Source organism: Rhizobium sp. KNZ14-9A, from assembly GCF_056755015.1.
Genome location: NZ_JBPGXB010000002.1, coordinates 4,292,501 through 4,318,433, shown reverse-complemented (window position 1 = coordinate 4,318,433; position 25,933 = coordinate 4,292,501). Strand labels below are relative to the sequence as shown.

General features: G+C 59.7%; 16 protein-coding genes, 1 tRNA gene, 2 rRNA genes, 1 pseudogene and 2 riboswitches (1 of these 22 only partly in view). Of the genes and pseudogenes, 10 read left to right on the top strand and 10 right to left on the bottom strand.

What is annotated here, in order from left to right:
• Positions 1-129: 129 nt before the first annotated feature.
• A riboswitch (cobalamin riboswitch) is annotated at positions 130-357 on the bottom strand.
• 176 nt (positions 358-533) lie between these two features.
• Complete coding sequence (gene metE, locus ACR9ZQ_RS28120; protein ID WP_481429123.1) at positions 534-2,858, bottom strand: 5-methyltetrahydropteroyltriglutamate--homocysteine S-methyltransferase; 2,325 nt, start codon at positions 2,856-2,858, stop codon at positions 534-536.
• Between the two features lie 107 nt (positions 2,859-2,965).
• A riboswitch (cobalamin riboswitch) is annotated at positions 2,966-3,171 on the bottom strand.
• Between the two features lie 40 nt (positions 3,172-3,211).
• On the bottom strand, positions 3,212-5,527 hold the full coding sequence (locus ACR9ZQ_RS28115) for a heavy metal translocating P-type ATPase (RefSeq protein WP_481429122.1): 2,316 nt from the start codon (positions 5,525-5,527) through the stop codon (positions 3,212-3,214).
• Between the two features lie 71 nt (positions 5,528-5,598).
• On the opposite strand from ACR9ZQ_RS28115, the gene ACR9ZQ_RS28110 reads away from it, so the two are divergent.
• The gene (locus ACR9ZQ_RS28110; protein ID WP_310383948.1) at positions 5,599-6,021 is read left to right on the top strand and encodes a MerR family transcriptional regulator; all 423 of its coding nucleotides are present in this window, start codon (positions 5,599-5,601) and stop codon (positions 6,019-6,021) included.
• A 38-nt stretch (positions 6,022-6,059) separates the two neighbouring features.
• A complete protein-coding gene (locus tag ACR9ZQ_RS28105; protein ID WP_481429121.1) occupies positions 6,060-7,271 on the top strand; it encodes a TIGR03862 family flavoprotein in 1,212 nt (403 codons plus the stop codon).
• On the opposite strand, the pseudogene ACR9ZQ_RS28100 reads toward ACR9ZQ_RS28105, so the two are convergent.
• A pseudogene (locus tag ACR9ZQ_RS28100) lies at positions 7,258-9,129 on the bottom strand (cytochrome c biogenesis protein DipZ). The gene ACR9ZQ_RS28105 and the pseudogene ACR9ZQ_RS28100 overlap by 14 nt on opposite strands.
• 16 nt (positions 9,130-9,145) lie before the next feature.
• Positions 9,146-9,634: a peptide-methionine (R)-S-oxide reductase MsrB gene (gene msrB / locus ACR9ZQ_RS28095; RefSeq protein ID WP_310383954.1), complete on the bottom strand. Its 489-nt coding sequence runs from the start codon at positions 9,632-9,634 to the stop codon at positions 9,146-9,148.
• A 410-nt stretch (positions 9,635-10,044) separates the two neighbouring features.
• On the opposite strand from msrB, the gene ACR9ZQ_RS28090 reads away from it, so the two are divergent.
• The 8 genes from ACR9ZQ_RS28090 to ACR9ZQ_RS28055 all read left to right on the top strand — a co-directional run bounded on the left by ACR9ZQ_RS28090 (position 10,045) and on the right by ACR9ZQ_RS28055 (position 20,138).
• On the top strand, positions 10,045-11,004 hold the full coding sequence (locus ACR9ZQ_RS28090; RefSeq protein ID WP_481429120.1) for a helix-turn-helix domain-containing protein: 960 nt from the start codon (positions 10,045-10,047) through the stop codon (positions 11,002-11,004).
• Positions 11,005-11,172: 168 nt separating this feature from the next.
• Positions 11,173-12,681 carry an aldehyde dehydrogenase gene (adh, locus tag ACR9ZQ_RS28085; protein ID WP_481429119.1) on the top strand — a complete coding sequence of 503 codons (1,509 nt, stop codon included), beginning with the start codon at positions 11,173-11,175 and terminating at the stop codon, positions 12,679-12,681.
• A gap of 74 nt (positions 12,682-12,755) precedes the next feature.
• Positions 12,756-13,151: a DUF779 domain-containing protein gene (locus ACR9ZQ_RS28080; RefSeq protein ID WP_310383960.1), complete on the top strand. Its 396-nt coding sequence runs from the start codon at positions 12,756-12,758 to the stop codon at positions 13,149-13,151.
• A gap of 87 nt (positions 13,152-13,238) precedes the next feature.
• Positions 13,239-13,835 carry a DJ-1/PfpI family protein gene (locus ACR9ZQ_RS28075; protein ID WP_481429118.1) on the top strand — a complete coding sequence of 199 codons (597 nt, stop codon included), beginning with the start codon at positions 13,239-13,241 and terminating at the stop codon, positions 13,833-13,835.
• A 22-nt stretch (positions 13,836-13,857) separates the two neighbouring features.
• A complete protein-coding gene (locus ACR9ZQ_RS28070; RefSeq protein ID WP_481429117.1) occupies positions 13,858-14,208 on the top strand; it encodes a ribbon-helix-helix domain-containing protein in 351 nt (116 codons plus the stop codon).
• Between the two features lie 183 nt (positions 14,209-14,391).
• A complete protein-coding gene (locus ACR9ZQ_RS28065) occupies positions 14,392-15,525 on the top strand; it encodes a calcium:cation antiporter (protein ID WP_481429116.1) in 1,134 nt (377 codons plus the stop codon).
• A 204-nt stretch (positions 15,526-15,729) separates the two neighbouring features.
• Positions 15,730-16,929 carry an efflux RND transporter periplasmic adaptor subunit gene (locus ACR9ZQ_RS28060; protein WP_310383967.1) on the top strand — a complete coding sequence of 400 codons (1,200 nt, stop codon included), beginning with the start codon at positions 15,730-15,732 and terminating at the stop codon, positions 16,927-16,929.
• A 41-nt stretch (positions 16,930-16,970) separates the two neighbouring features.
• Positions 16,971-20,138, top strand: coding sequence for an efflux RND transporter permease subunit (locus ACR9ZQ_RS28055; protein ID WP_481429115.1), 3,168 nt, complete (start codon positions 16,971-16,973; stop codon positions 20,136-20,138).
• A 63-nt stretch (positions 20,139-20,201) separates the two neighbouring features.
• Here ACR9ZQ_RS28055 and ACR9ZQ_RS28050 read toward each other — a convergent pair whose 3' ends face one another.
• The 6 genes from ACR9ZQ_RS28050 to ACR9ZQ_RS28025 all read right to left on the bottom strand — a co-directional run.
• A complete protein-coding gene (locus ACR9ZQ_RS28050; protein ID WP_113325427.1) occupies positions 20,202-20,531 on the bottom strand; it encodes a hypothetical protein in 330 nt (109 codons plus the stop codon).
• Complete coding sequence (locus tag ACR9ZQ_RS28045) at positions 20,528-21,316, bottom strand: DUF2092 domain-containing protein (RefSeq protein ID WP_481429114.1); 789 nt, start codon at positions 21,314-21,316, stop codon at positions 20,528-20,530. The genes ACR9ZQ_RS28050 and ACR9ZQ_RS28045 overlap by 4 nt, the downstream gene beginning before the upstream one ends.
• A 154-nt stretch (positions 21,317-21,470) precedes the next feature.
• A complete protein-coding gene (locus tag ACR9ZQ_RS28040) occupies positions 21,471-22,283 on the bottom strand; it encodes a hypothetical protein (RefSeq protein WP_481429113.1) in 813 nt (270 codons plus the stop codon).
• A gap of 524 nt (positions 22,284-22,807) precedes the next feature.
• A tRNA-Met gene (locus tag ACR9ZQ_RS28035) sits at positions 22,808-22,884 on the bottom strand.
• Positions 22,885-23,118: 234 nt separating this feature from the next.
• Positions 23,119-23,233: ribosomal RNA gene (gene rrf / locus ACR9ZQ_RS28030) — 5S ribosomal RNA — on the bottom strand.
• A 218-nt stretch (positions 23,234-23,451) separates the two neighbouring features.
• Positions 23,452-25,933, bottom strand: a 23S ribosomal RNA gene (locus ACR9ZQ_RS28025) (it continues 317 nt past the right edge of the window).

The following is a 25,933-nucleotide window of genomic DNA, read 5'->3' as shown; positions in this document are numbered from 1 at the left end:
GGGCGGCGGTTTCGATGCTCTCGACATGACTTCAACCCCGAAGTGTTCATGCGGACGTTCAGGGGCAGCGCAACAGGTGCGGATTTGATCCGCCTGACATGCACGCAACCTTCCGGACACCCCGCCCGTGGACGTTTCTCGTTCAAGGCAGGTCTCCTGGCTCGCGGGTCGAAGCACCCTGCCCGCAGCCTTCCCAAAGCATCATGCCTCAGTGACCTGAAATCGGACAGTTGCTCGCCGCTTACAGTTGCGGGGGCAGCTCCGGCTTTGTTTTGCCATCATGGCAAAGCGCACCGTATTCCCGTCTTAGCCTGCGATCCCTAGCGAATCGAAGGAACCTTGAACACTAGATATAGTACTCGAATCGGAGTTGGCGTCAACGGATGGTTTGTGCGTCGCGTTACGGCATGTTTGAAATTGCTACATTCCTGTGAAAAACGTGGTTAACGAATGCTTAAAGAAAGCAGGCTGTGGAGAGGGCCCCAATGAAGAGAGCCGGCCTATAGCCGGCTCTCTGATTTTCGAGTTCAGGTTCAGGCCCGAATCGTCGATGCGGCATGTCGTAATATTCGGGCGGCAGCGACCATGTTGACGAGCGCCGGGCGAACCTCTTCCCACTTGCGCGTCTTCAATCCGCAATCCGGATTGATCCAGAGCTGCCCGTCCGTCAGACGCTCGCGCGCCAGCGTCAGAAGCTCCGTCATCTCCTCGACATCGGGAACGCGTGGCGAATGGATGTCATAGACGCCGGGGCCGATCTCGTTCGGATATTTGTAGCTACGGAAGGCCTCCAGCAGTTCCATCTTCGAACGTGACGTCTCGATGGAGATCACATCGGCATCCATCGCCGCGATGGCATCGATGATCTGGTTGAACTCCGAATAGCACATATGCGTATGGATCTGCGTTTCGTCCGCCACGCCGGAGGCGCATAGGCGGAAACTCTCGACGGCCCAGTCGAGATAGGTCTTCCAGTCAGCCTTGCGCAGCGGCAGGCCCTCGCGCAGCGCCGCCTCGTCGATCTGGATCATTGCCGCACCGGCCCTTTCGAGATCGAGCACCTCGTCGCGGATCGCCAGCGCGATCTGCCGGCTGACGTCGGCGCGAGAGAGATCGTCGCGCACGAAGGACCAGTTGAGGATCGTCACCGGCCCCGTCAGCATGCCCTTCACGGGCTTCTCCGTCAGCGACTGCGCATAGCGCCACCACTCGACTGTCATCGGCTTCGGCCGGGAGACGTCGCCGAAGATAACAGGCGGTCGGACGTAACGGGAGCCATAGCTCTGCACCCAGGCATGTTGAGTGAAGGCGAAGCCGGAAAGCTGCTCACCGAAATACTGCACCATGTCGTTGCGCTCGAATTCGCCGTGGACAAGCACGTCGAGGCCGATTTCCTCCTGCCAGCGGATCGCCGCTTCGGTCTCCTTTTTCAGAAAGGCATCATAATCCGCCTCGCTGATCGTGCCCTTGGTGAAAGCGGAGCGGGACTTTCGAACATCTGATGTCTGCGGGAAGGAGCCGATCGTCGTCGTCGGGAACAGCGGCAAGCGAAGCTTACGCTCCTGCAGTCCGGTCCGCTCGGCAAAATCGCTGCTGCGTGTCTTCATCGCCTCGTCGATCGCGGCAACCCGCTGTCTGACCTTCAGATCATGTACGCGCGTAGATACGGCGCGCGATGCAACGGCCTGCGAGGCTGCCGCAATCACCTGGGAGGCCTTGCCGGCATCACCGAGCGCTGCGAGCTCATCAAGCTTCTGGGCAGCGAAGGCGAGCCATGATTTCATCTCACCATCCAGCCCGCTCTCCAGTTCCAGATCGATCGGCGCGTGCAGCAGCGAGCAGGACGGCGCGATCTGTAGCCGGTCCGCACCAAAGTGCTGGACAAGCGGCTCGATCCTCTCCCGGATCGCCGCAAGGTCTGCCTTCCAGATATTGCGCCCGTCGATGACGCCAAGCGAAAATGTCAGATCGCTGGGTGCCTTGAAAAGGGCATCGATCTGCTGTGGAGCGCGAACGAGATCGACATGCAGGCCGGCAACCGGGAGCGAGAGCGCCGTCGGCAGATTGTCGCCGATCGCGCCGAAATAGGTGGCGACCATGATCTTCAGGTCGGGCACCAATTCATGCAGCGCACGATAGGTATGCTGCAGTGCTGCCTGCTCTTCCTGTGAAAGATCGAGCACGAAGCAAGGTTCGTCGATCTGCACCCAGTCGACACCGGCTGCACGAAGTTCTGCCAGTACTTTTGTATAAACAGGCAACAAGCGTGCAAGCAGGTCAATCGGCGCAAAACCTTCTTCGCTTCCCTTGGCGAGTTTCAGGAAGGTAACCGGACCGAGGATGACCGGCCGGGTGTGGATGCCAAGTGTCTTGGCCTCGACGAAGGCATCAAGTGGCTTGTTCGCCGTCAGGGCAAAGGTCTGATCGGGGCCGAGTTCCGGCACCATGTAGTGGTAGTTCGTGTCGAACCATTTCGTCATTTCCAGCGCCGGCGCGCCATGCCCGTGATGGTGCTGATGGCCGCAATCGACATGCGCCTCTTCGCCGGTGGAGCCGCGCGCCATCGCGAAATAGGTGTCGAGAGAAACTTGCCCGCCCTTCCAGCCATAGGCGGCGGGAATGGCGCCGACCATGACCGCCGTGTCGAGCACATGGTCGTAAAGCGAGAAATCGTTCGAGGGGATGACGTCGATCCCCTTCTGCTTCTGCAGGAGCCAGTTTTCCGCCCGCAGCCGCTTCGCGACATCGAGAAGCGCGCCGGCATCGGATTTGCCGGCCCAGTAGCTCTCCAGTGCGAATTTGAGTTCGCGATGCTTTCCGATCCTGGGAAAGCCGAGATTTGCAGTCTTGATAGTCATTTTCCTTACCCCGAAGGTTATGGGCAAGGCTGCGGCGCAACGCATCGACGAGATACGGCCATGGGAATGCCGTCTCGCGCAAGCGGCACACCGGGACACCCCGCCCGTGGACGTTATCTATCGCGGCAGGTCTCCTGGCTTGCGGGTCATCGACATCGTCCAGTCTTCCCGGGCGTCTTACCAGTGACGTCGAAGGACGGTGTCTATCCGCTTACAGTTGCGGGGGCAGCTTCGGTCTTGGCGATGGCCGCACCGAATTCCCTCTTAGCTTGGGATCAACAGATCCCAAGAACCAACGATGCGGCAAGCATGCACCCGCCGCATCGCAACGTCAATATGATATAAAGAAATCTTTATGTCTTTATCTGAAGAAGCCGAAGTGCATTCATCGTCACCAGCACGGTCGCACCCGTATCGGCGAGGATCGCCGGCCACAGGCCGGTGATGCCGATGATGGTGGTAACCAGGAACACGGCCTTCAGCCCGAGCGCGATGGTGATGTTCTGAAAGATATTGCGCATCGTCCGCTTCGAAAGGTCGATCATCCGGGCTACGTCGCCGACACGCCCATGCAGCACAGCCGCATCCGCCGTCTCCAGCGCCACGTCGGTGCCGCCGCCCATGGCGATGCCGACATCGGCAGCGGCAAGTGCCGGCGCGTCATTAATGCCGTCACCCACCTTGGCGACGAACAGACCTTCCTTCTTCAGTTCGCCAACAATGCGCTGCTTGTCCTGCGGCAGGAGTTCGCCGCGCCAGTCGATGCCGAGATCGCCGGCAACGGCTGCCGCCGTGCGCTTGTTGTCGCCGGTCAGCATGATGGCGCGCACGCCAGCTGCCTTCAGCGTCGCAAGCCCGCTCTTTGCGTCTTCACGAGGTTCGTCGCGCATGGCAATGAGACCGGCGGCGACACCATTGACGAGCAGCACCGAGACGCTCTTGCCCGCGCCGTTCAGCACCGCGACCTGTTCGTCCTGCTCCGCATTCAGCGCCCCGCGCTCGCGCGCAGCCGGCGGCGACAGGAGATCGAGCGTCTCCCCACCTACCTTGCCGGTCATGCCCTTGCCGGGCAGCGCTTCGACTTCGAAAGCCGGCGGCACGGGTACTCCATCGGCCTTGGCCCGATTGAGGATTGCCAGCGCCAGCGGATGGCTGGAGCCCTGCTCCAGAACAGCAGCGCGCGAAAGCACCTCTGCCTCGGTGCGTCCGTAGGAAATTATATCGGTGACCTGCGGTTTGCCTTCGGTCAGCGTACCGGTTTTGTCGAAGGCAACGGCCGTCACCTTCCCAAGCGATTCCAGAACCGCCCCACCCTTCATCAGCAGACCGCGGCGCGCACCCGCCGAAAGCGAGGCGGCAATCGCCGCCGGCGTGGAAATGACAAGCGCACAGGGGCAGCCGATCAGCAGGATTGCGAGACCCTTATAGACCCATTCACCCCATGCCCCGCCCATCAGCAACGGCGGCAAAACGGCGACCAGAGCCGCCACGACGACGACACCAGGCGTATAATAGCGGGAGAAGCGATCGATGAAGCGCTCCGTCGGAGCCTTCGATTCCTGGGCTTCCTCCACCAGCTTGACGACGCGGGCAATCGTATTGTCCTCGGCAGCGGCCGTGACACGGACGCGCAGCGCCGCATCGCCATTGACCGTGCCGGCGAAGACCATCTCGCCTGCGCCCTTGCGAACCGGCGTGCTTTCGCCCGTCACCGGCGCCTCATCGATAGCGCTTTCGCCGGAAACAATTGTCCCGTCGGCGGAAATCCGGTCTCCCGGACGCACGAGAATGACGGAGCCGACGGAAAGCGTCTCAGCTGGCACTTCCTTCACCTCGCCGCCCGTCTCGAGCAGCGCATTCTTAGGCACCAGCGTCGTCAGCGACTGGATGCTGGCGCGCGCCTTGCCGGCAGCCACGCCTTCCAGCAATTCGCCGACGAGGAACAGGAAGACGACCGTCGCCGCCTCTTCCCCCGCATTGATGATGACAGCGCCGACAGCGGCAATCGTCATCAGCATCTCGATCGAAAAGGGCGTGCCAGAAAGGGCGGCCATGACCGCGCGGCGGGCAATCGGCACCAGCCCGACCAGCATGGCAACGATGAAAGCATAGGGGGCAATCGACGGCACCAGATGGCCGAGCAAGTAGGCGGCAACGAGTGCGAGGCCGGAAAGGATCGTCAACCGGCCTTTCTTGCTCTGCCACCAGGGACCGGTCATCGGCCCATGATCATGGCCGTGCAGCCCCTCGACCTCCTCGGCGCTGTGCGAATGATCGTGACCGGCATGATCGTGATCATGGCCTTCGTGGTCATGATCGTGATGGTCGTGATCATGATGCTCATGCCCATCGTGATCGTGATCGTGATCGTGGTCATGGTCGTGCCCATGATCGTGGTCGTGATGCGCATGGTCATGACCGGTCTTGCTCTCGCGAGCAGGAGCCTTGCCGGTGAGCGGAGCAACCGAATAGCCGAGGCCGGTCACCCTCTTCTCGATCGCCTTGAGATCGCTGCTGCCATCGTGGCGCACCGTCATCGTGCCTGCTGTCACCGACACGGAGACGTCTTCGACGCCGGGCACGCGTCTGACGGCGGTATCGATTTTCGTTGCGCAGGCGGCGCAATCCATTCCGCCAACCCGGTACCGTGCCTGTGCTGCTTCGCTCATGATTTCGATCCTTGCTTGTAAGCAGTATCGTTCCTACATCCTCTAGCGACTAGAGGTGCAAGAGGAAAATCATGAAAAAGATCACCATCGGTGAAGCCGCCCGCCAGAGCGGCGTCAAGGTGCCGACGATCCGCTATTATGAGGGCATCGGCCTGTTGTCTGCGCCGAGCCGCAGCGAGGGCAATCAACGCTCCTACGAGCCATCGGACCTCAACCGCCTCACCTTCATCCGCCACGCCCGCGAACTCGGCTTCGAGATCGATGCAATCCGCACATTGCTGCAGCTGCAGGACGACCCTTACCAGTCCTGCGCTTCCGCCGACGCCATCGCCAAGGCCCGCTTGATCGAGGTGGAACAGCGCATCCGCAGCCTCAATGCCCTGAAGGCGGAACTGGAGCAGATGGTCGAGGGCTGCGGCCATGGCCGCGTCGATCAATGTCGGGTCATCGAGGTGCTCGCCGACCATGGCAAGTGCGTGCATCCGCATCACTGAGACTTGCGCTCGCCGACCGCCCGCGCCAAGAAGGCGCTATGAACCAGAAGACGATCGCAGTCATCGGTGGCGGCCCGGCCGGCCTTTCGGCAGCCGAAGTATTGTCGGCAAGCGGCCATGCCGTTTCCATCTATGATGCGATGCCGACCTTTGCCCGCAAGTTCTTGCTCGCCGGCAAGTCCGGCCTCAACATCACCCATTCCGAAGACTACGAGCGCTTCGCTACCCGCTTTGGCGGTGCCAATCCCCATCTACGCGCCGCCCTCGACGCCTTCACCCCGGCCGACATCCGCGCCTGGGCGGCAGACCTCGGCACCGAAACCTTCGTCGGTTCCTCCGGCCGGGTCTTTCCCAATGTCATGAAGGCCTCGCCGTTGCTGCGCGCCTGGCTCGCCCGTCTGGAAGCCCGCGGCGTCAGCTTCTTCACCCGCCACCGATGGATCGGCTTTGCAGAAGGCGGCCATGTTTTCGAAACACCCGACGGCAGCAAGACCATATCATGCGACGCCACACTGCTCGCACTCGGCGGCGCCAGCTATCCGCGTCTCGGCTCGGATACCGGTTGGCTGCCGCTACTCTCCGAACGCGGCATAGTGATTGCGCCGTTTCGCCCCGCCAATTGCGGCTTCGATGTCGCCTGGAGCGAACTCTTCCGTGATCGCTTCGCCGGAGAGCCGCTGAAATCGGTGACGGCAACATCAGGCGCGGGGACATTTCCAGGCGAATTCGTCATTAGTAAACACGGCATCGAAGGCAGCCTCGTCTATGCCCACTCGGCCGCTTTGCGTGACGACCTGTTGCAGCATGGTAAGGCAACCCTCTCGATCGACCTTGCTCCCGGCCGCACCCTCGATCGCCTGTCTCGCGATCTCTCCCGGCAGGATGCCAAGACGAGTTTTTCCAACCGCCTGCGCAAGGGAGCGGGTCTCGACGGTGTGAAGCCAGCACTTCTGCGCGAGCTAGTGCCGGAAGCCGATCGCAACGATCCGAACAAACTCGCTGCCGCCATCAAGTCCCTGCCGATCCCGCTGCTGCGCCCACGCCCCATCGCCGAGGCCATATCCTCTGCCGGCGGCATCGCCTTCAGCGAAATCGACGAGACCTATATGCTGAAACATCTCCCCGGCGTCTTTGCAGCCGGAGAGATGCTGGATTGGGAGGCGCCGACGGGCGGCTATCTGCTGACGGCCTGTTTCGCCACGGGACGAGCCGCGGCGAAAGGGATAGAGGACTGTCTCAGCCAAATGTGAAGGCGAAAGCCTGCACGCGGGGATCGAGGAAGTGGATCTCGAACGTGTGGTCGCCGACCGGCCCGGCTTCACGCACCAGCTGGTAGAGCCGCTGTCCCGTCACCATGCCATTGCCGTCGGCATCCGTATCCACGCCATGCCCGTCGCCCGGCGCCTTGCCGTCGACCGTCACCTTGAAGCGCACCGGCTTGCCATCCGCACCAGGTCCGAGAACCAGATGCAGGTCGCGGGCATGGAAGCGGTAGTAGATGCTGCCATCGGCGCCGTTCAGCGTTGCCTGTTCAGGGCCGACCGTCCAGTTGCCGGTGAGACCCCACTCATTGAGCTTGGGCGTTGCGGCGACATAATCATGAGCAGCATCGTTGACCGTGCCCTTGTCATCGACGAAGTTCTGCGAGCGGGAATAACCAACATAGGTTTCCGGAGACTGCACATTCGCTGTATCGGAGGCAGCTTCGGCACCGGTCGCCTTCACATCGACGATATCGCTGGAAATGCCGGTCTTGCCGGCTTCGGCCAACAGTTGCTAGATTACCCGTTCGGACTGGTCGTAATCGCCTTCGCCGAAATGATGGTGGCGTATCTCCCCCTTCGCATCGATGAAATAATGCGCCGGCCAGTATTCATTGTCGAAGGCCCGCCAGATCGCATAATTGTTATCGACTGCGACCGGATAGGTGATGCCGAGATCGGAAATCGCCTTCTTCACATTGTCGACATTCTTCTCGAAGGCGAATTCCGGCGAATGCACGCTGATGACAACGAGGCCTTGATCCTTGTAGTTTTCAGCCCAGGCTTCGACATAGGGAATGGCGCGCAGGCAGTTGATGCAGGAATAGGTCCAGAAGTCGACGAGCACGACCTTGCCCTTCAACTGCTCGGCCGTCAGCGGCCCTGAATTCAGCCATTGCACGGCCCCATCAAGCGGCGGCATCTGGCCTTCGACCGGCAGTTGCTCGGCGGCACCCTTCGGCTTCATCGCCATTATCATCGAGTTGCCGCTCGTTGCAGCTGGGTTGCCGGATATCATCATCTGATCGTTGCCCATCATTGCCATCGAGCCACCGCCGCCAGCCGGCATCACCACGGATTTCATGGAGCCGCCCGCATTGTCGGCCGTCCGCTGCTGCGGATGGAAACGATCGACGAGCCCTTGTTCCAGAAGATTGGTGCTGGCAAGCGACGCCTGCGTCAGGAAGCCCGTATCGAGGCCAAGCGCAATCGCCACGACAGCGACGAGAACCGCCACGCCGACTCCGCGCCGCAGCCATTCGCCGACACCAAGAGATCGCTTCATCGTCTGATAGACCTTGCCGCCGATGAGAAGCGCAAGTGCAAGCGAGGTTGCGGCACCCAGCGCATAGGCAAGCAGCAGCAGCGTCGTGCCGACATTCGCGCCCTGAAGCGCCGCACCCGTGAGGATGAGGCCGAGAACCGGCCCGGCGCAAGGCGCCCAGAGCAGGCCGGTCGCAACGCCGAGCAGCAACGAGGCGGCAATGGCCGAACCACCGCCACGCGTGCTTTTATCGGCTGACTGTGACAGGCGCGCACCGAACGAAACGAGCGGCCGTGTCAGATAGTCGGACAGCGCCGGAAAGAGCAGGACGACGCCGAAGATTGCAAGCAGCACGATGGCGGCATAGCGGCCATATTCATTGGCCTGCACCGCCCATCCGCCGCCGACCGCCGCCAATGTCGCGACGCCAGCGAATGTCGCCGCCATGCCGACAAGCATTGGCAGCGTGCTGCGCAGGAAAGGCTGGCCGGCACGCGCAAAGACGAAGGGCAGCACCGGCAGGATGCAGGGGCTGACAATCGTCAGCACCCCACCGAGATAGGCAAGAACGAAGAAAAGCATCGGAATAATCCGTCGGTCAGGCTGATGCCGGGTGGAATGTCATGGCCACGCCGTTCATGCAGTAGCGCAAGCCGGTCGGCTTGGGTCCGTCGTTGAAGACGTGGCCGAGATGCCCGCCGCAGCGGCCGCAATGAACGGCATCGCGCACCATGCCAAAGGTGGTGTCGCGCGTCGTGCCGACGACCTTGTCGTCAAGCGGCGCCCAGAAGCTCGGCCAGCCCGTTCCGCTGTCGAATTTCGTGGTCGAGGAAAAGGCCTCCTGATCGCAGCCCGCACAGGCGAAATTGCCCTTGCGTTCTTCGTGCAGCAACGGGCTGGTGAAGGGATATTCCGTTCCCTCCTGCCGCAGCACCGAATATTGATCCGGCGTCAGAAGCTTGCGCCACTCTTCGTCGGTATGGGTAACGGCGAATGTCTCCTCCGCCATGGCGTGGCTGCCAAAACCGAAGCGCAGGGCAAAAGCGCCAAGTCCGGCTGTGGTCAACAGCAATCGTCTGTTCATCATCGCTTTGCTCTCCTAGTCAGCAGCTGCGACAGGTTCTCTTGTCTGGTAGACAACGCCGGGTGGGACTTATTCCCGGCATAGCGATTTTTCTTTCGGTGTTGCCTACTGAGGAAACTACGAAGCCGCGCTGCGATCTGTTTCACTGTCAGCAGCGCAAACACTGAAATGTGAAGTCCGCGATATCAGCAGTCGGCGCCGCCGGGCGCCGTTGTATCCAGAGAAATACGACGCTATTCCGCAAAATCAGCCCCGGCAAGCAGCCGGCTGGTCAGATTATCGCGATCACGATGCTCGGACAGACAGCGCAACTGTCTCAGAAATGCGACACCCATCATCGGGCGTCATGCCGGCCTGATTGCAAAGCTGCCATATTTACATCAGAATATGCGCAAGTTCTGGGAGGAGCCTCTATGCACGAACAATCCGCGCATGCGGAACATGTCTATACGTGCGCCCAGCAAAATTCCGCTGCGGCCAGCTCTCCAATCGTGGCTTCCTGGCGGCGCTGCATGACAATGTACCAGCTGGCGCCAGAGGATAAGCGCGTGCCGCTACGCCTCACCGAGCAGGAATTCGGCCTGGCCCGGGAGCAATCCGAACAATTGATCGCCGATGCCCGGGAGGAACTCGATCGGCTCTTTGCAACCGTCGGCAAGGCGGGCTGCTGCCTGCTGCTGACGGATCGCAATGGCATTGCGCTGGAGCGCCGCGGCGCCGCCGGCAATGACAAGGAATTCCACGACCTTGGCCTCTGGACCGGTTCTGTCTGGACCGAAGCAAGCATCGGCACAAACGGCATCGGCACGGCGCTTGCCGACGACCGCGCCGTCGCCGTTTTCCGCGACCAGCATTTCTACTGCTCCAACATCAAGCTGAGCTGCACCACGGCCCCGATCCGCGATCATCGCGGCCTTCTCGCCGCCGCCCTGGACATTTCCACCTGCCGCGACGACGTCAATGAGATGACGCTCACCATCCTGTCGCAGGCCGTGCGTGATGCGGCAATGCGCATCGAGCTCAACCTCTTCCGTTCCGCCTTTGCAGGTGCCCGCTTCGTCATGGTGCCGGCCGGCGTCAATTCCGCCAATGCGCTGCTCGCCGTCGACCGACATGACCTCGTTCTCGGTGCCACGCGTGCCGCTCGCCTTGCGCTCAAGCTGGACGACAGGCACATCGCCGCCGGCATTCCGGCCTCCGATGCGCTGCATGAAGGCCGCGTCTCGCAGGAAGAAGAGATGGCCGAAGCCGAAAGGGCGGCGCTCCTGCGCGCGCTGTCGCGCACGCATGGCAATGTCTCCCAGGCCGCCGCAGCCCTCGGCATCAGCCGCGCTACACTGCACCGGAAGATGAAGAAACTCGACCTGCACTGACATCAGGCCAAAGGTTCAATCACGAATTCGTGGTACCACCGGAACCTGTCGCAACTCTGCGACACTGTGCGCTGCGGTATTGCGGAGCGACCCTGTTCCATCAGCCAAAAGCGACACAGATTTCCTCTCACGGTTCGATCCGGAACCCGTTCATCAAGGGAGGATGACATGCTTCATCAGAAAATCGTCGAGTCGCCGTACAAGCTGAGATACGGCAACTATATCGGTGGCGAATGGCGTGAGCCGATCGGCGGCAAATATTTCGACAACGTTACGCCCGTCACCGGCGGCAAGCTCTGCGAAATCCCGCGCTCGGATGAAAAGGACATCAACGCGGCGCTCGATGCCGCCCATGCCGCGAAGGAAAAATGGGGCCGCACTTCCACCACCGAGCGCTCCAACATCCTTATGAAGATCGCCCAGCGCATGGAAGACAAGCTGGAGCTTCTGGCCCAGGCCGAAACCTGGGACAACGGCAAGCCGATCCGTGAAACCATGGCGGCCGACATCCCGCTCGCCATCGACCACTTCCGCTATTTTGCTTCCTGCATCCGCGCCCAGGAAGGCACGATCGGCGAAATCGACCACGACACCGTCGCCTATCACTTCCATGAGCCGCTCGGCGTCGTCGGCCAGATCATTCCCTGGAATTTCCCGGTCCTGATGGCGACTTGGAAGCTGGCCCCGGCTCTCGCCGCCGGCAATTGCGTCGTCATCAAGCCGGCCGAACAGACGCCCGCCTCGCTCCTGCTTTGGGCGGAACTCGTGGGCGATCTCCTGCCGCCCGGTGTGCTCAACATCGTCAATGGCTTTGGTCTCGAAGCCGGCAAGCCGCTCGCTTCCAGCCCGCGCATCGCCAAGATCGCCTTCACCGGCGAGACGACGACGGGCCGCCTCATCATGCAATATGCCAGCCAGAACCTCATTCCGGTCACGCTGGAACTCGGCGGCAAGTCGCCCAACATCTTCTTCGCCGATGTGGCAGCCGAGGATGACGACTTCCTCGACAAGGCTCTCGAAGGCTTCGCCATGTTTGCGCTGAATCAGGGCGAAGTCTGCACCTGCCCGAGCCGCGCCCTTATCCAGGAATCGATCTATGACCGCTTCATGGAAAGGGCCGTCAAACGCGTCGAAGCCATCACCCAGGGCAACCCGCTCGACCCTGCAACGATGATCGGCGCGCAGGCCTCCACAGAGCAGATGGAAAAGATCCTCGCCTACCTCGATATTGGTAAGCAGGAAGGCGCGCAGGTCCTTACCGGCGGCTCGCGCAACGATCTCGGCGGCGAACTGTCTGAGGGCTATTACATCAAGCCGACCATCTTCAAGGGCCACAACAAGATGCGTGTGTTCCAGGAAGAAATTTTCGGCCCTGTTGTCTCGGTCACCACCTTCAAGGATGAGAAGGAAGCGCTCGAGATCGCCAACGACACGCTCTACGGTCTCGGCGCCGGCGTCTGGACCCGCGACGGCAACCGCGCCTATCGCTTCGGCCGGGAAATCCAGGCCGGCCGCGTCTGGACCAATTGCTACCACGCCTATCCGGCCCATGCCGCCTTCGGCGGCTACAAGCAGTCCGGCATCGGTCGTGAAACGCACAAGATGATGCTCGACCACTACCAGCAGACAAAGAACATGCTGGTGAGCTACAGCCCGAAGAAGCTCGGCTTCTTCTGAGAAACAGTCGATCGTGCTAATATCAAGCCTCCTCCCCTTCACGGGGAGGAGGCATTGTCTTGGAGGAGGCAATCATGGAACAGACGATCAATGGCGAACCGCGCGTGCTCGCGACCGATGCAGCGCTCGACCTCATCAAGGAAATCCAGCGGGATTATCCTAAGATCCTCTTCCATCAGTCCGGCGGCTGCTGCGATGGCTCTTCGCCCATGTGTTACCCGACGGACGATTTCATCGTCGGCGATCTGGATGTGAAGCTCGGGGAGATTGGCGGCGTGCCCGTCTATATCAGCGCCAGCCAGTTCGAGGCCTGGAAACATACCCAGCTCATCATCGATGTCGTGCCCGGCCGCGGCGGCATGTTTTCGCTCGATAACGGCCGCGAGAAACGCTTCCTCACCCGTTCACGCATGTTCGGTGGCGGCGAGGCCTGCGCCATTCCCGATGTCAGGGCGCGCGAGACGATCTGAAACGGATCCTCTTGTAGTATTCCCTTAGTACCCGCGGCCCGCGATCCTTTGTTAAAGTCCATCTGTTGGTTTTTACGGGAGGAAAAAATGCCAGCATCCAAGATCCTGATGATCACAGGCGATTTCACTGAAGATTACGAAACCATGGTGCCGTTCCAGACGCTGCTTGCCTGCGGCTATACGGTCCATGCCGTCTGCCCCGGCAAGACCGCCGGCCAGACGGTCGCCACCGCCATCCACGATTTCGAAGGCGATCAGACCTATTCGGAAAAGCGTGGTCACAACTTCGCACTGAACGCCACATTCGAAAGCATTCGCGCCGAGGATTACGATGCGCTCGTCATTCCGGGCGGCCGCGCGCCGGAATATCTGCGCCTCAACCCCGATGTCATCAAGGTTGTCAGGCATTTCTTCGATGCCAACAAGCCGGTCGCCGCGATCTGCCACGGCGCCCAGCTTTTGGCCGCTGCCGGCATGCTGAAAGGTCGCACCTGCTCGGCCTATCCCGCCTGTCGCCCGGAAGTCGAGCTTGCCGGCGGCACCTATGCCGATATCGCCATTACCGATGCCGTCTCCGACGGCAATCTCGTCACTGCACCGGCCTGGCCGGCCCATCCCTCGTGGCTGCGCCAGTTCATGGCGGTGCTCGATGCGGCAACGGTCCTGGAAACCAACGCCGCCTGAGCGGGCCCGTGGGAGGAACGTGATGTGTGAACTGTTCATCAAGGCCGACGCGCGGCTCTGGGAAAGCACAACCCGGTCGTTGCGCATCGACGGCATGGTTACCAGCGTGAGGCTGGAGAATTTCTTCTGGTCAAAGCTGGAGGAAATTGCCACCCGCGACGGCATGAACGTGGTCCAGCTGATCACCAGGCTGCACCACGAGTTGATCGACGCCGGCCATGACCTTGGCAACTTCACCTCGTTCCTCCGCGTCTGCTGCGCCCGCTATCTGGATCTCCAGCTCGCCGGCGATATTCCCGCCGATCTCTCGAGGCCGATTGCCGGCCTCAACGCCCCGGAAATTCTAGGGCGAGAGAAGCGGAAGTATCATTGAACACTCCCAAAACTGAGGCGATGATTTTTAGATAGGCGGAATGCCCCTCTGCGTGAGACAATCGCTCGCATCCGCCGCCAAGCCGCACCGCTCGGTTTGCCCACGCGGCGGAGAGAGCGGAGAGGAAAATGGCAGCGCGCTTAGTCGTAGTGCGAGGATACTCCGTGGCCGGTAGTGGTCCCGATGACTGACAGCTCCGCATTACGCACCACCAGTATGGCGGGCATCGTCCGCGAGGAATGGTTCTTTGGCGTGAGCCTCGCGACCAGCCTCGCCTTCCTTGCTTTCTCTGATGCAATCTTCGAGAAGCTATCTCAACCCTTCTGGTTTACTGTCATTTTTCTTTGGCTTTTTGCCGTTGTCCTTGGCTCCGCCCTGTCCGTCGTTCGTCATGCAGATCATCTGGCGGAGCAACTTCGGGAACCCTACGGAACCCTCATCCTGACCCTCGCGATCACCTCGATCGAAGTGATGGCGATCTCGGCCGTCATGCTGCATGGGGAAAACAATCCGACGCTCGCCCGCGACACGCTCTTTGCCGTCGTCATGATCATCCTGAACGGCATGGTGGGATTGTCACTGTTCCTTGGCGCATGGCGGCGGGAGGATCAGCAGCACAATCTGCACGGCGCCAATACCTATCTCGGCGTCATCGTGCCGTTGGCGACCCTCAGCCTCGTCATGCCGACTTTTCTCGCCGGCCCGGATGGTCCACACCCCTCGGCTTCGCGGCAGATGTTTCTCGGCATCGTCTCGATCGGCCTCTACAGCATATTTCTCCTGCTGCAGTCCGGCCGTCATCGGCGCTATTTTGCTGATGACGGCAGCCATCTTGAGCGGCACGCAGTCAGCATGCGGCCGCACCGGGCAGTATGGCATCACGCGGTGCTGCTCCTCGTTTACATGGGGCCTGTCGTCTTCCTGGTCGAACAGCTTGCCCGACCGATCGACTATGTGATCGAAACCCTGCATGCACCGGCAGCATTCGGCGGCGTGATCATGGCGGTGCTTGTCGCGACACCTGAGGCGATCAGCGCCGTGCGCGCTTCCGTCGCCAACCACCTGCAGCGCGCCATCAACATCTTCCTCGGCTCAGTCCTGTCGACGATCGGCCTGACAGTGCCGGCGATGCTGGCAATAAGCCACTTCTACGGGCACCCCGTCACGTTGGGGCTTCAGGGTCCGGATCTCGTCATGTTCGTGCTGACGCTCACCGTCAGCATCATTACCTTTTCAAGCGGCCGCACCAATCTCATGCAGGGCGCGGTTCACCTGGTGCTGTTCGTGGCTTACGTACTGCTCATTACTCAGCAGTGAGCACAAAATCTGCGAACTGAGCCGTTACCGGGATTACGCGATCACCAATCATTTAGGCACAGCTAAATTGCATGCCGGGAACTATTGCAATTTCAGGCAACCCCGCGACATAGTACCACATGCCTGAAACACCCGGCGGCTTATGGGGGTCGCCGCAAAGGCACGCATGAAGACCGGGGCATATAGATCGTCGGGGCAGAAGCAATGCGTGAGGGATTGCATCGGGGTCTGCAGATTTTTGTAACGCTCATCGGCACGGCAGCGCTCACTGCATGCGATGGAAGCAGCAATACCTACGTCCCGCCTCCGCCGCCAGCCGTTCGCGTCGCCCAGCCGGTCCAGGAGCCAATCACCCTCTATTTCGATCTGACCGGCAATACCGCACCGCTGAATTCGGTCGATATCGAAGCGCGCGTCCAGGGTTACCTTCAATCGATCGATTATCAGGACGGCACGACGGTAACGAAGGGAACCAAGCTCTTCGGGATCGAGCGCGACACCTATCAGGCCCAGCTTGATCAGGCCAAGGCATCCCTCGCATCGCAACAGGCATCCCAGGTTGGTGCCAAGCAGGAGTACGATCGTCAGGTCAATCTGATGAAGCAGCAGGTCACGACGCAGACAGCCGTCGACAGCGCCAAGGCGACGCTCGACGAAGCCAATGCGCAAATCCTCAATGCTCAGGCCAATGTCGAACTTGCAACGATCAATCTCGGCTATACCGAAGTGATTGCACCCTTCGATGGCACGGTGACCGACCACCTCGTCGATATCGGCACGCTCGTCGGCGTCTCAGGCCCCACCAAGCTCGCCAGTATTGTCCAGACGGACCCGATCTATGCCTATTTCAACGTCAGCGAAACCCAGGTGCTGCTGATCAAGGATATGCTGAGAAAGCAGGGACGCACTTTCAAGCAGACGGACCTGCCGAGCATCCCTGCCGAACTCGGCCTACAATCCGAGGAAGGCTATCCGCACAAGGGACATCTGGACTACGTCTCGCCGCAACTCGATGCATCGACCGGCACGCTTCAGGTGCGAGCTCTGTTCGACAACAAGGACAAGGCCATGCTGCCCGGCCTCTTCGTGCGCGTTCGCGTACCGATCGGCCAGAATGAGAAGGCACTGCTTGTACGCGACGACGCGATCGCAACCAACCAGCTCGGCAGCTATCTGCTCGTGCTCGGCAAGGATGACACCGTCGAACAGAAACAGGTCAAGACTGGCCAGCGCGAAGGCCCTCTCCGCGTCATCGAATCCGGCCTCGACCCCGCCGACTGGGTCGTCATCCAGGGCATCCAGCAGGCAATCCCCGGCAGCAAGGCTGCGCCCGAGAAAATCGATATGAAAACGCAGCCGGCAGAAGCCGGCGCCGATGCAAAGGCCACAACGACGACGCAGTAAAATCCGCCACCCGCTTCATCTGAAGGTCCAAGGACAACAGCATGATCTCGCGCTTCTTCATCGAACGGCCGGTGCTCGCCAATGTTCTGGCCTTGGTCTTTGTTCTCATCGGCGCGGTGGCTCTCTTCCAACTCCCGGTCGCACAATATCCGAATGTCGTTCCGCCGACAGTACAGGTTACGACCCGCTTTCCAGGCGCCAGCGCCAAGACGCTCGTCGATACGGTCGCCCTGCCGATCGAGCAACAGGTCAACGGCGTGCAGGACATGCTCTACATGCAGTCCACCAGCGCAAGCGACGGCACCTATTCGCTTACCGTGACCTTCGCCATCGGCACCGATCCCGACCAGGCACAGGTCCTCGTGCAAAATCGCGTCGCGATTGCCATGTCGTCGCTTCCGCAGTCGGTGCAGGTTCAAGGCGTCAGCACTCAGAAGAAATCGACCGCGATCCTCGGCTTCGTCAGCCTGACTTCGCCTGATAGCCGCTATGACAGCCTGTTCCTCTCCAATTATGCGGTCATCAACCTCCAGAACGAACTTGCCCGCCTGCCCGGCGTCGGCAACGTCACGGTCTTCGGCGCCGGCCAATATGCCATGCGCATCTGGATGGATCCGAACCTTCTGCAGGCCCGCGGGCTCACGCCGCAGGATATCGTCAATGTCGTGCAGCAGCAGAGCCAGGAGGTCACCGCCGGCCAGATCGGCATTCCGCCGGTTCCCCAAGGACAGACATTCCAATACACGCTGAACATCAATGGCCGGCTGAACGATGCCGTCGACTACGAAAACATCATCGTCAAGGTCGATGGCTCGGACGGCGGACGGGTAACGCGCATCCGCGATATCGGCCGGGTAGAATTGGGTGCGCAGACCTATAGCCAGACCTTCATGCAGAATGGCCGACCGGCTGCGGGTATTGGTATCTCCCAATTGCCGGAAGCAAACGCCATTGCTGTGGCCCATGCAGTCGATGTGAAGATGGCGGAACTGGCGAAGGCCTTCCCGCCGGGCCTCGAATATCATCTCCCCTTCGACACGACGAAATTCGTCAAAGCGTCGATCAACGAAGTCTATGTCACTTTGATCGAGGCAGGCGTTCTCGTTCTCATCGTCATTCTGCTGTTTCTGCAGGACTGGCGAGCCATGCTCGTGCCGGCGACGACTGTTCCCGTCACCATCATCGGCGCCTTTGCCGCGATGGCGGCCATGGGTTTCACCGTCAACCTCTCCACTCTGTTCGCAATCGTCCTCGCCATCGGCATCGTCGTCGATGACGCCATCGTCATCGTCGAAGGCGTCGCGAGACATATCGAGGCGGGCATGTCCGGCAGGCAGGCAGCCGAAAAGGCGATGGAAGAACTGCTCGGCCCTGTCATCGGTATCACGCTGGTGCTGATGGCCGTCTTCATTCCAGCCGCCTTCCTGCCGGGGCTGACGGGCCAGCTTTATCGCCAGTTTGCTCTCGTGATCGCCGCCACGGCGCTGATCAGCGCCATCAACGCCGTGACGCTGAAACCGACGCAATGCGCCCTCTGGCTGCGCACACCGGTGCCTCCCGAGAAGCGGAACTTCGTCTATCGCGGCTTCAACCGGATCTACGGCTGGGGCGAACACGGATACGTCCGGCTGATCGGCTCGATGACGCGCCACGCCGCCGCGATGGTCATCCTCGCGCTGGCGCTGATGGGCATCGCCGTCTGGGGGCTGACACGCGTGCCGACTGCATTCCTGCCGATTGAGGACCAGGGCTACGTGCTGATCGGCGCGCAGCTGCCGGATGGCGCCTCCAAGGAGCGCACCGACGCTGTCATGGCGGAGGTCGGCAAGATCGCCCAGGCGACACCAGGCGTCGATCAGGTATTGACGATCAGTGGCATATCCGTTCTCGACAACAATGCCAGCCTGCAGAATGCCGGCGTTGCCTATGTCGTGCTGAAGGACTGGGACGAAAGGCTCAAGGAAAAGGGTCAGGATCTCCTGTCCATCTACCAGCATCTGAACGGCGCGCTGCAAAACGTACTGGTTGCGAAAACCCTGGTCATCGTGCCGCCCCCGATCCAGGGTGTCGGCAATGCCAGCGGCTTCACGATGCAAGTAGAGCTCAAGAATGGTGTTTCCGACTATGCACTGTTGCAGTCCCTTACCGATACGATTGTGAAAAATGGCGAAGCCCAGTCATCACTGCAAAGGCTGAGCACGTCGTTCCGCTCGAATGTGCCACAGCTTGAGGTCGTGGTCGACCGTATCAAGGCCGAGACGTTGGGCGTCACTGTCGGACAGGTTTTCTCCGCGCTGTCGGGCTACGTCGGATCGAGCTACGTGACACAGTTCAACAAGTTTGGCCGCACATTCCAGGTCTATGCCCAGGCATCTCCAGAATTCCGCGTCAGTCCTGACGATATCCGCAATCTGGAGGTCAAGGCCGGCGATGGCACGATGGTGCCGCTCGGAACCGTTGTCGATATCAAGCCGATGCAAGGCCCCTCACTGATCAGCCTCTACAACCTCTACCCGTCAGCAACCATCGTTGGCGGACCTGCCGCCGGCTTCAGCTCCGGCCAGGCACTCGACGTCATGGAGCAGATCGCCGACCAGACCTTGCCGACAGGAACCGGCTACGAGTGGACGGCGCTCTCCTACCAGGAAAAGGCGGTCGGCGGACAGATCTACTATATCTTCGCGCTCGGCATGCTGCTCGTCTACTTCGTGCTTGCGGGCCAATATGAAAGCTGGATCCTGCCGCTTGCCGTGCTGCTGGCCGTCCCGCTTGCCCTGCTCGGCACCGTCGGCGCGCTGATGGCGGCGGGTGTCGCCAACAACCTCTACACCCAGATCGGCTTGATCCTTTTGATCGCGCTTGCATCGAAGAACGCCATCCTGATCGTCGAATATGCGCGTGAAAAGCGTGAGGAAGGCATGGAGATACTGGATGCCGCGGTCGAGGCGGCCCGCCTGCGCTTCCGCCCGATCCTCATGACATCTTTCGCCTTCATTCTCGGCGTACTGCCGCTCGTCCTGGCAACGGGGGCCGGCGCATCCGCCCGCAAGTCGATCGGCATATCGGTCTTCAGCGGCATGATCGCATCGACCTGCCTTGCCGTGCTGTTCGTTCCGTCCTTTTATGTCGTGCTGCAGCGCCTCGAAGAATTCAGAAGGCGCCGCAGCAAAGCTCCGGCGGTCGCAGATGCGGAAATGAAGGTGCAATAGAGCAATTCCAGCAATAGTGTGCAGCGGTTTGTGTCCGGAAATGCTCCAGCCTCGGATGGGAGCCTATTGCACGATCACTTGCACGTAAACGCCACCGCTCTTGGCGTAGTACAAACCGCCGCAGCGGTAATAATAGCCGCCATAATAAGGGCCGTAGAGACAGCCGGGAGGCAGGACGGCAATGGTCGTCGCCGTTCGCCGGACAACCCGACGCGTCGTCCGGCGGGCAACGCCAGCATAGGAGAGCGGCGTTAGAGGCCGACCGATGACGGCGCCCGCCGGTGTGGCAAAGCCGATCGACACTGGCAGCGGACCTTGCCCCTCTATACGAAAATCCGTGAAAGTCATCACGCCGGCAAGGCAGAAGGCGAAAAAGAGCTTGCTGCGGGTCATTGCATCTCTCCTTTAACGGCAGGCGCGGGAAGCTCATCGATCGATTGGAGTTCGCTCAGATCCACGGTCTTGGCATTGGCCGGGATCTTGATGTTGTAGGACGTGGCAGCAAAGTCCGCTCCGCTTTTGAAGTCGCTGATTTCAAGCGTGTATTGCGGTGCCTGGACGACGTGTTTGCTGGTGATCACATAGCGCCGCGGTATCGGCTGCGGTCCCGTCTGTATCCAGATCTGCCAGTCGAGTTCCGGCGTACGGAAGGCCAGATATTCGCATTCCACGCCATCCACGAAAGCGCTGGAAATGTGCTTCGCCTCGGTCACGTCAGTCATCAGGATATCGTAGACATGCGCCGACAAAAGATCGGCGCCCGGCGCCTCGACGCCAGCATCGGCGAGCCTGTCGATCAGCTCATCTAGCGAGCCTTTACCGTCGATCTTCGCGTAAGCGTCGAGGTTTTTGCCATGTACGGTCAGCGTTGAACCGTCGAAGCTGACATCGATATCGGCAAAGCCGCCGGTTCTCGTAACGCGCAGTTTGTCAGGCCGGGTGATATTGGCCGTACCCGAACTGACGAATTGCAGCTTCTCGAAGTCCGGCGTCACCGCCTCGAGTGAGGACTGGTAGTTGAAGGATATTGTCTTCTGCGCCACCAGAAAATCGGACATGGCCTTCAGAAGATCTTTTGCATCATCCGCCCATGCATGGTTTGGTAGAACGAGGCCGGCGACAACAGCGGAATAACTCAATATTCGTTTCAATCGCGATAGATGAGAAGTCGATGACATGGCAACTGCCTTTCATTTGTGTCGTCATTGAATTCATCGAATGCGGAGATTTCGGATCGTGCTGTGACGATCGCGGAATGGCTGCGCGGAACCATCGAGAGAATGCCTGACGCTCAGACATTCCCGGCGAAACCGGATACGAATTGGAAGGCCGCTACAGCCCCGAGGTCAGCACCCTGTGGCAGGCTGGCGATACGCGCTGTAGATTGTCCCGTAGGCACGAGATGACCCGCCCCCCGCCGATCGGCACCATTCGGCAAAAAGCCCGGAAGTCAGGCCCGCAGGTCTCGCGCACGATCATCATTTCCTCGCGCGGAGAGATGACAGGCATGGCAGCTGGCCGGGTGGCCGGCGGCGTGGCAGTTGTTGCAGCACCTGCACCTGCACCGGCTGCGGGCGCGCCTGCTGCACCGATGGCCGCAACGGCCTGCTGGCAAGGTGCCGACAGGCCGGCGCTATGCTGCTGCAGGCAGGAGAGGGCCGCAGCACCTCCCGGGGTCACTCCGGAGCATTGCGCCATGAAATCGGAACGGCAGGCTGACTTGACGGCATCGCGTTGCGCCTCGGTCGGTTGAGCCGCCGTCTGAGCACCGGCCGCCGGTGCCGGTGCCGGCGTCGCCGCCCCTGTCGTAACAGGCGCCGTTTGAGATGGCTCTGCAGATGTCGATTTCGGCTTGGCGGTGATCGCAGACACCGCTTTGCGGCAGGCGGCGGAAAGGGTGGAATCATGTTGCTGCAGGCAATTCAGCGCCTCCATGCCACCCGGCTGCACGCCGGAACATTGTGCGATGAAATCGGAACGGCAGGCTGCCCGAACCTCGTTGCGTTGCTCTTCGGTGGGCGTCTGGGCAAAGGCAATCCCGGTAAGAAGACTGGCAGCACAGAAAACGCTCGATACCGATAGCCCAAACGGAAACCAACGCCCCCTGCGCCGTATTGCCGATCGAGAAGATGCATATTTTCGCATTGTTCCCCTCCTGGAAAGTTCATCGATTTACGGCATGAAAACAAATACTCCGGCTGAACGAGACAGCAGACCTGGAAAGACCAAAAGAAATCCGTGCGCGGAAACTTGAAGCACCACGCAATATTACTTTAGCACATTCGAATTTTCGAGAGTAGGCGTGAATATCCGGATAAGGATTAGCCCACTATGTTTACGACGAACCGAAACGTTGACAACGGAGCTGCCGATTTATTCCGGCTAGCTGTGGTTTTTGCGAGGATGAGATAAATTTTGGCATTGTGGCGGGCTGCGGTGGCTGAAGACGATGGGCGTAGCCGCTTCTCGCGCCAATAAAAAAGCCCGCTTTGCGGCGGGCTTGTTTAATTGGTTTCGTTTGCAGGCTTTTTGCCCTGTTCGGGTTTCTCACCCATGCGGTTATGATGAGTATTGGGGAACGAGGAGCGAGCATCGCTAGCGAAGACGAAGTCTTTGCGGCAGCGATAAGCGGCGTGCGGTTAGATTTCGGGGGAGGTTTAGTAAGGATTTGGTTGCGGGGGCAGGATTTGAACCTGCGGCCTTCAGGTTATGAGCCTGACGAGCTACCGGGCTGCTCCACCCCGCGTTACCTAGGTAAACTGCAAAGCAGTTTATCCGTCCCGCGACAAATCCGTTTTGGATTTGTCGCTGCTACGTAAATCGCTTTGCGATTTACGGATCTGTGCCGAGCAAATTGCGAAGCAATTTGTCTCGTATCATATGGCACCAAACACAAAAGGCCGCTTTGTGAGCGGCCCTTTGATCGGCTTTGGGCCGTAAATTTCGTAATGAGAAGATTTACACGAGTTGCGTTTTGCAGACCTGGCAGCGACCGACTCTCCCGCGTCTTAAGACGAAGTACCATAGGCGCTGGGGCGTTTCACGGCCGTGTTCGGAAAGGGAACGGGTGCAGCCACCCCGCCATGACCACCAGGTCAGCGAAGCGCAACTTGTGTTGAGAAGCTGGTGGATGTTTTCACATCCTTTTTATTTGAACACGTCTTTGAACCTTTCGCGAGGCACCTTCGGCCAGAAGGCCGCAAGCGCAAAGCGCGTCGCCGGTTGTCCGGCGCGCCGTCCGCAGCGCCATTGGCGCGTGAGGACAAAAGGTCAAGCATCATCAGGCAAAGCCTGATGAGCATAGTCAATGAGAACGATCAAGCCAATCGAGCTATTAGTACCGGTAAGCTTCATGCGTTGCCGCACTTCCACACCCGGCCTATCAACGTGGTCGTCTTCCACGGCTCTGATAGGGAATACTCGTTTCCAGGTGGGTTTCCCGCTTAGATGCCTTCAGCGGTTATCCCGTCCATATATAGCTACCCTGCTATGCCCTTGGCAGGACAACAGGTCCACCAGAGATATGTCCATCCCGGTCCTCTCGTACTAGGGACAGATCCTGTCAATATTCCTACACCCACGGCAGATAGGGACCGAACTGTCTCACGACGTTCTGAACCCAGCTCACGTACCGCTTTAATTGGCGAACAGCCAAACCCTTGGGACCTGCTCCAGCCCCAGGATGCGATGAGCCGACATCGAGGTGCCAAACAACCCCGTCGATATGGACTCTTGGGGGTCATCAGCCTGTTATCCCCGGCGTACCTTTTATCCGTTGAGCGATGGCCCTTCCACGCGGGACCACCGGATCACTATGACCGACTTTCGTCTCTGCTCGACTTGTCAGTCTCGCAGTCAGGCGGGCTTATGCCATTGCACTCGACGACCGATTTCCGACCGGTCTGAGCCCACCATCGCGCGCCTCCGTTACTCTTTCGGAGGCGACCGCCCCAGTCAAACTACCCACCATACACTGTCCCGGACCCGGATAACGGGCCGCGGTTAGACATCCATGACGATAAGGGTGGTATTTCAAGGATGGCTCCACAGAAACTGGCGTCCCTGCTTCAAAGCCTACCACCTATCCTACACATGCCGACACGAATGCCAGTGTAAAGCTATAGTAAAGGTGCACGGGGTCTTTCCGTCTGACCGCAGGAACCCCGCATCTTCACGGGGAATTCAATTTCACTGAGTCTATGTTGGAGACAGCGGGGAAGTCGTTACGCCATTCGTGCAGGTCGGAACTTACCCGACAAGGAATTTCGCTACCTTAGGACCGTTATAGTTACGGCCGCCGTTTACTGGGGCTTCGATTCAAAGCTTGCACCTCTCCTCTTAACCTTCCAGCACCGGGCAGGCGTCAGACCCTATACGTCGTCTTGCGACTTCGCAGAGCCCTGTGTTTTTGATAAACAGTCGCTACCCCCTGGTCTGTGCCACCCCACAATAGTTGCCTACTATGGGGTCACGCTTCTTCCGAAGTTACGCGTGCAATTTGCCGAGTTCCTTCAACATAGTTCTCTCAAGCGCCTTGGTATACTCTACCTGACCACCTGTGTCGGTTTCGGGTACGGTCTATACGGTGGAGCTATTTCCTGGAACCGCTCCGCTGCCCATCCAATCCAATAAGAATGAACAACTTGTGCGATCCGTCACTTCCACCAGGCCCACGAATATTAACGTGGTTCCCATCGACTACGCGTGTCCGCCTCGTCTTAGGGGCCGGCTAACCCTGCTCAGATTAACTTTAAGCAGGAACCCTTGGTCTTTCGGCGAGAGGGTCTCTCACCCTCTTTATCGTTACTCATGTCAACATTCGCACTTCCGATACCTCCAGGAGCCCTCACGGGTCTCCCTTCATCAGCTTACGGAACGCTCCGCTACCACTCCTCAAAGAGGAATCCTCAGCTTCGGTGCATGGCTTTAGCCCCGTTACATTTTCGGCGCAAAGACCCTTATTTAGACCAGTGAGCTGTTACGCTTTCTTTAAATGATGGCTGCTTCTAAGCCAACATCCTGGTTGTTTTGGGATCCTCACATCCTTTCCCACTTAGCCATGACTTGGGGACCTTAGCTGGAGGTTAGGGTTGTTGCCCTTTTCACGACGGACGTTAGCACCCGCCGTGTGTCTGCCTGGTAGTACTTCCCGGTATTCGGAGTTTGGTTAGGATCAGTAAGACGGTGAGTCCCCATAGCCCATCCAGTGCTCTACCCCCGGGAGTATTCGCCAGACGCTCTACCTAAATAGATTTCGCGGAGAACCAGCTATTTCCGAGTTTGATTGGCCTTTCACCCCTAGCCACAAGTCATCCCAATCTATTGCAACAGATGCGGGTTCGGTCCTCCAGTTGGTGTTACCCAACCTTCAACCTGCTCATGGCTAGATCACTCGGTTTCGGGTCTAATGCAACAAACTATATCGCCCTATTCAGACTCGCTTTCGCTGCGCCTACACCTACCGGCTTAAGCTTGCTTGTTACACTAAGTCGTTGACCCATTATACAAAAGGTACGCCGTCAGGGTTGCCCCCTCCGACTGTTTGTAGGCATCCGGTTTCAGGTACTATTTCACTCCCCTTGTCGGGGTGCTTTTCACCTTTCCCTCACGGTACTTGTTCGCTATCGGTCATGCACGAGTACTTAGGCTTGGAGAGTGGTCTCCCCATGTTCAGACAGGATTTCACGTGTCCCGCCCTACTCTAGGACATTAATGATATCTACGCGTACGGGGCTGTCACCCGCTACGGCCGCACTTTCCAGAGCGTTCCGCTTTAATCACTAATGCCACTGGCC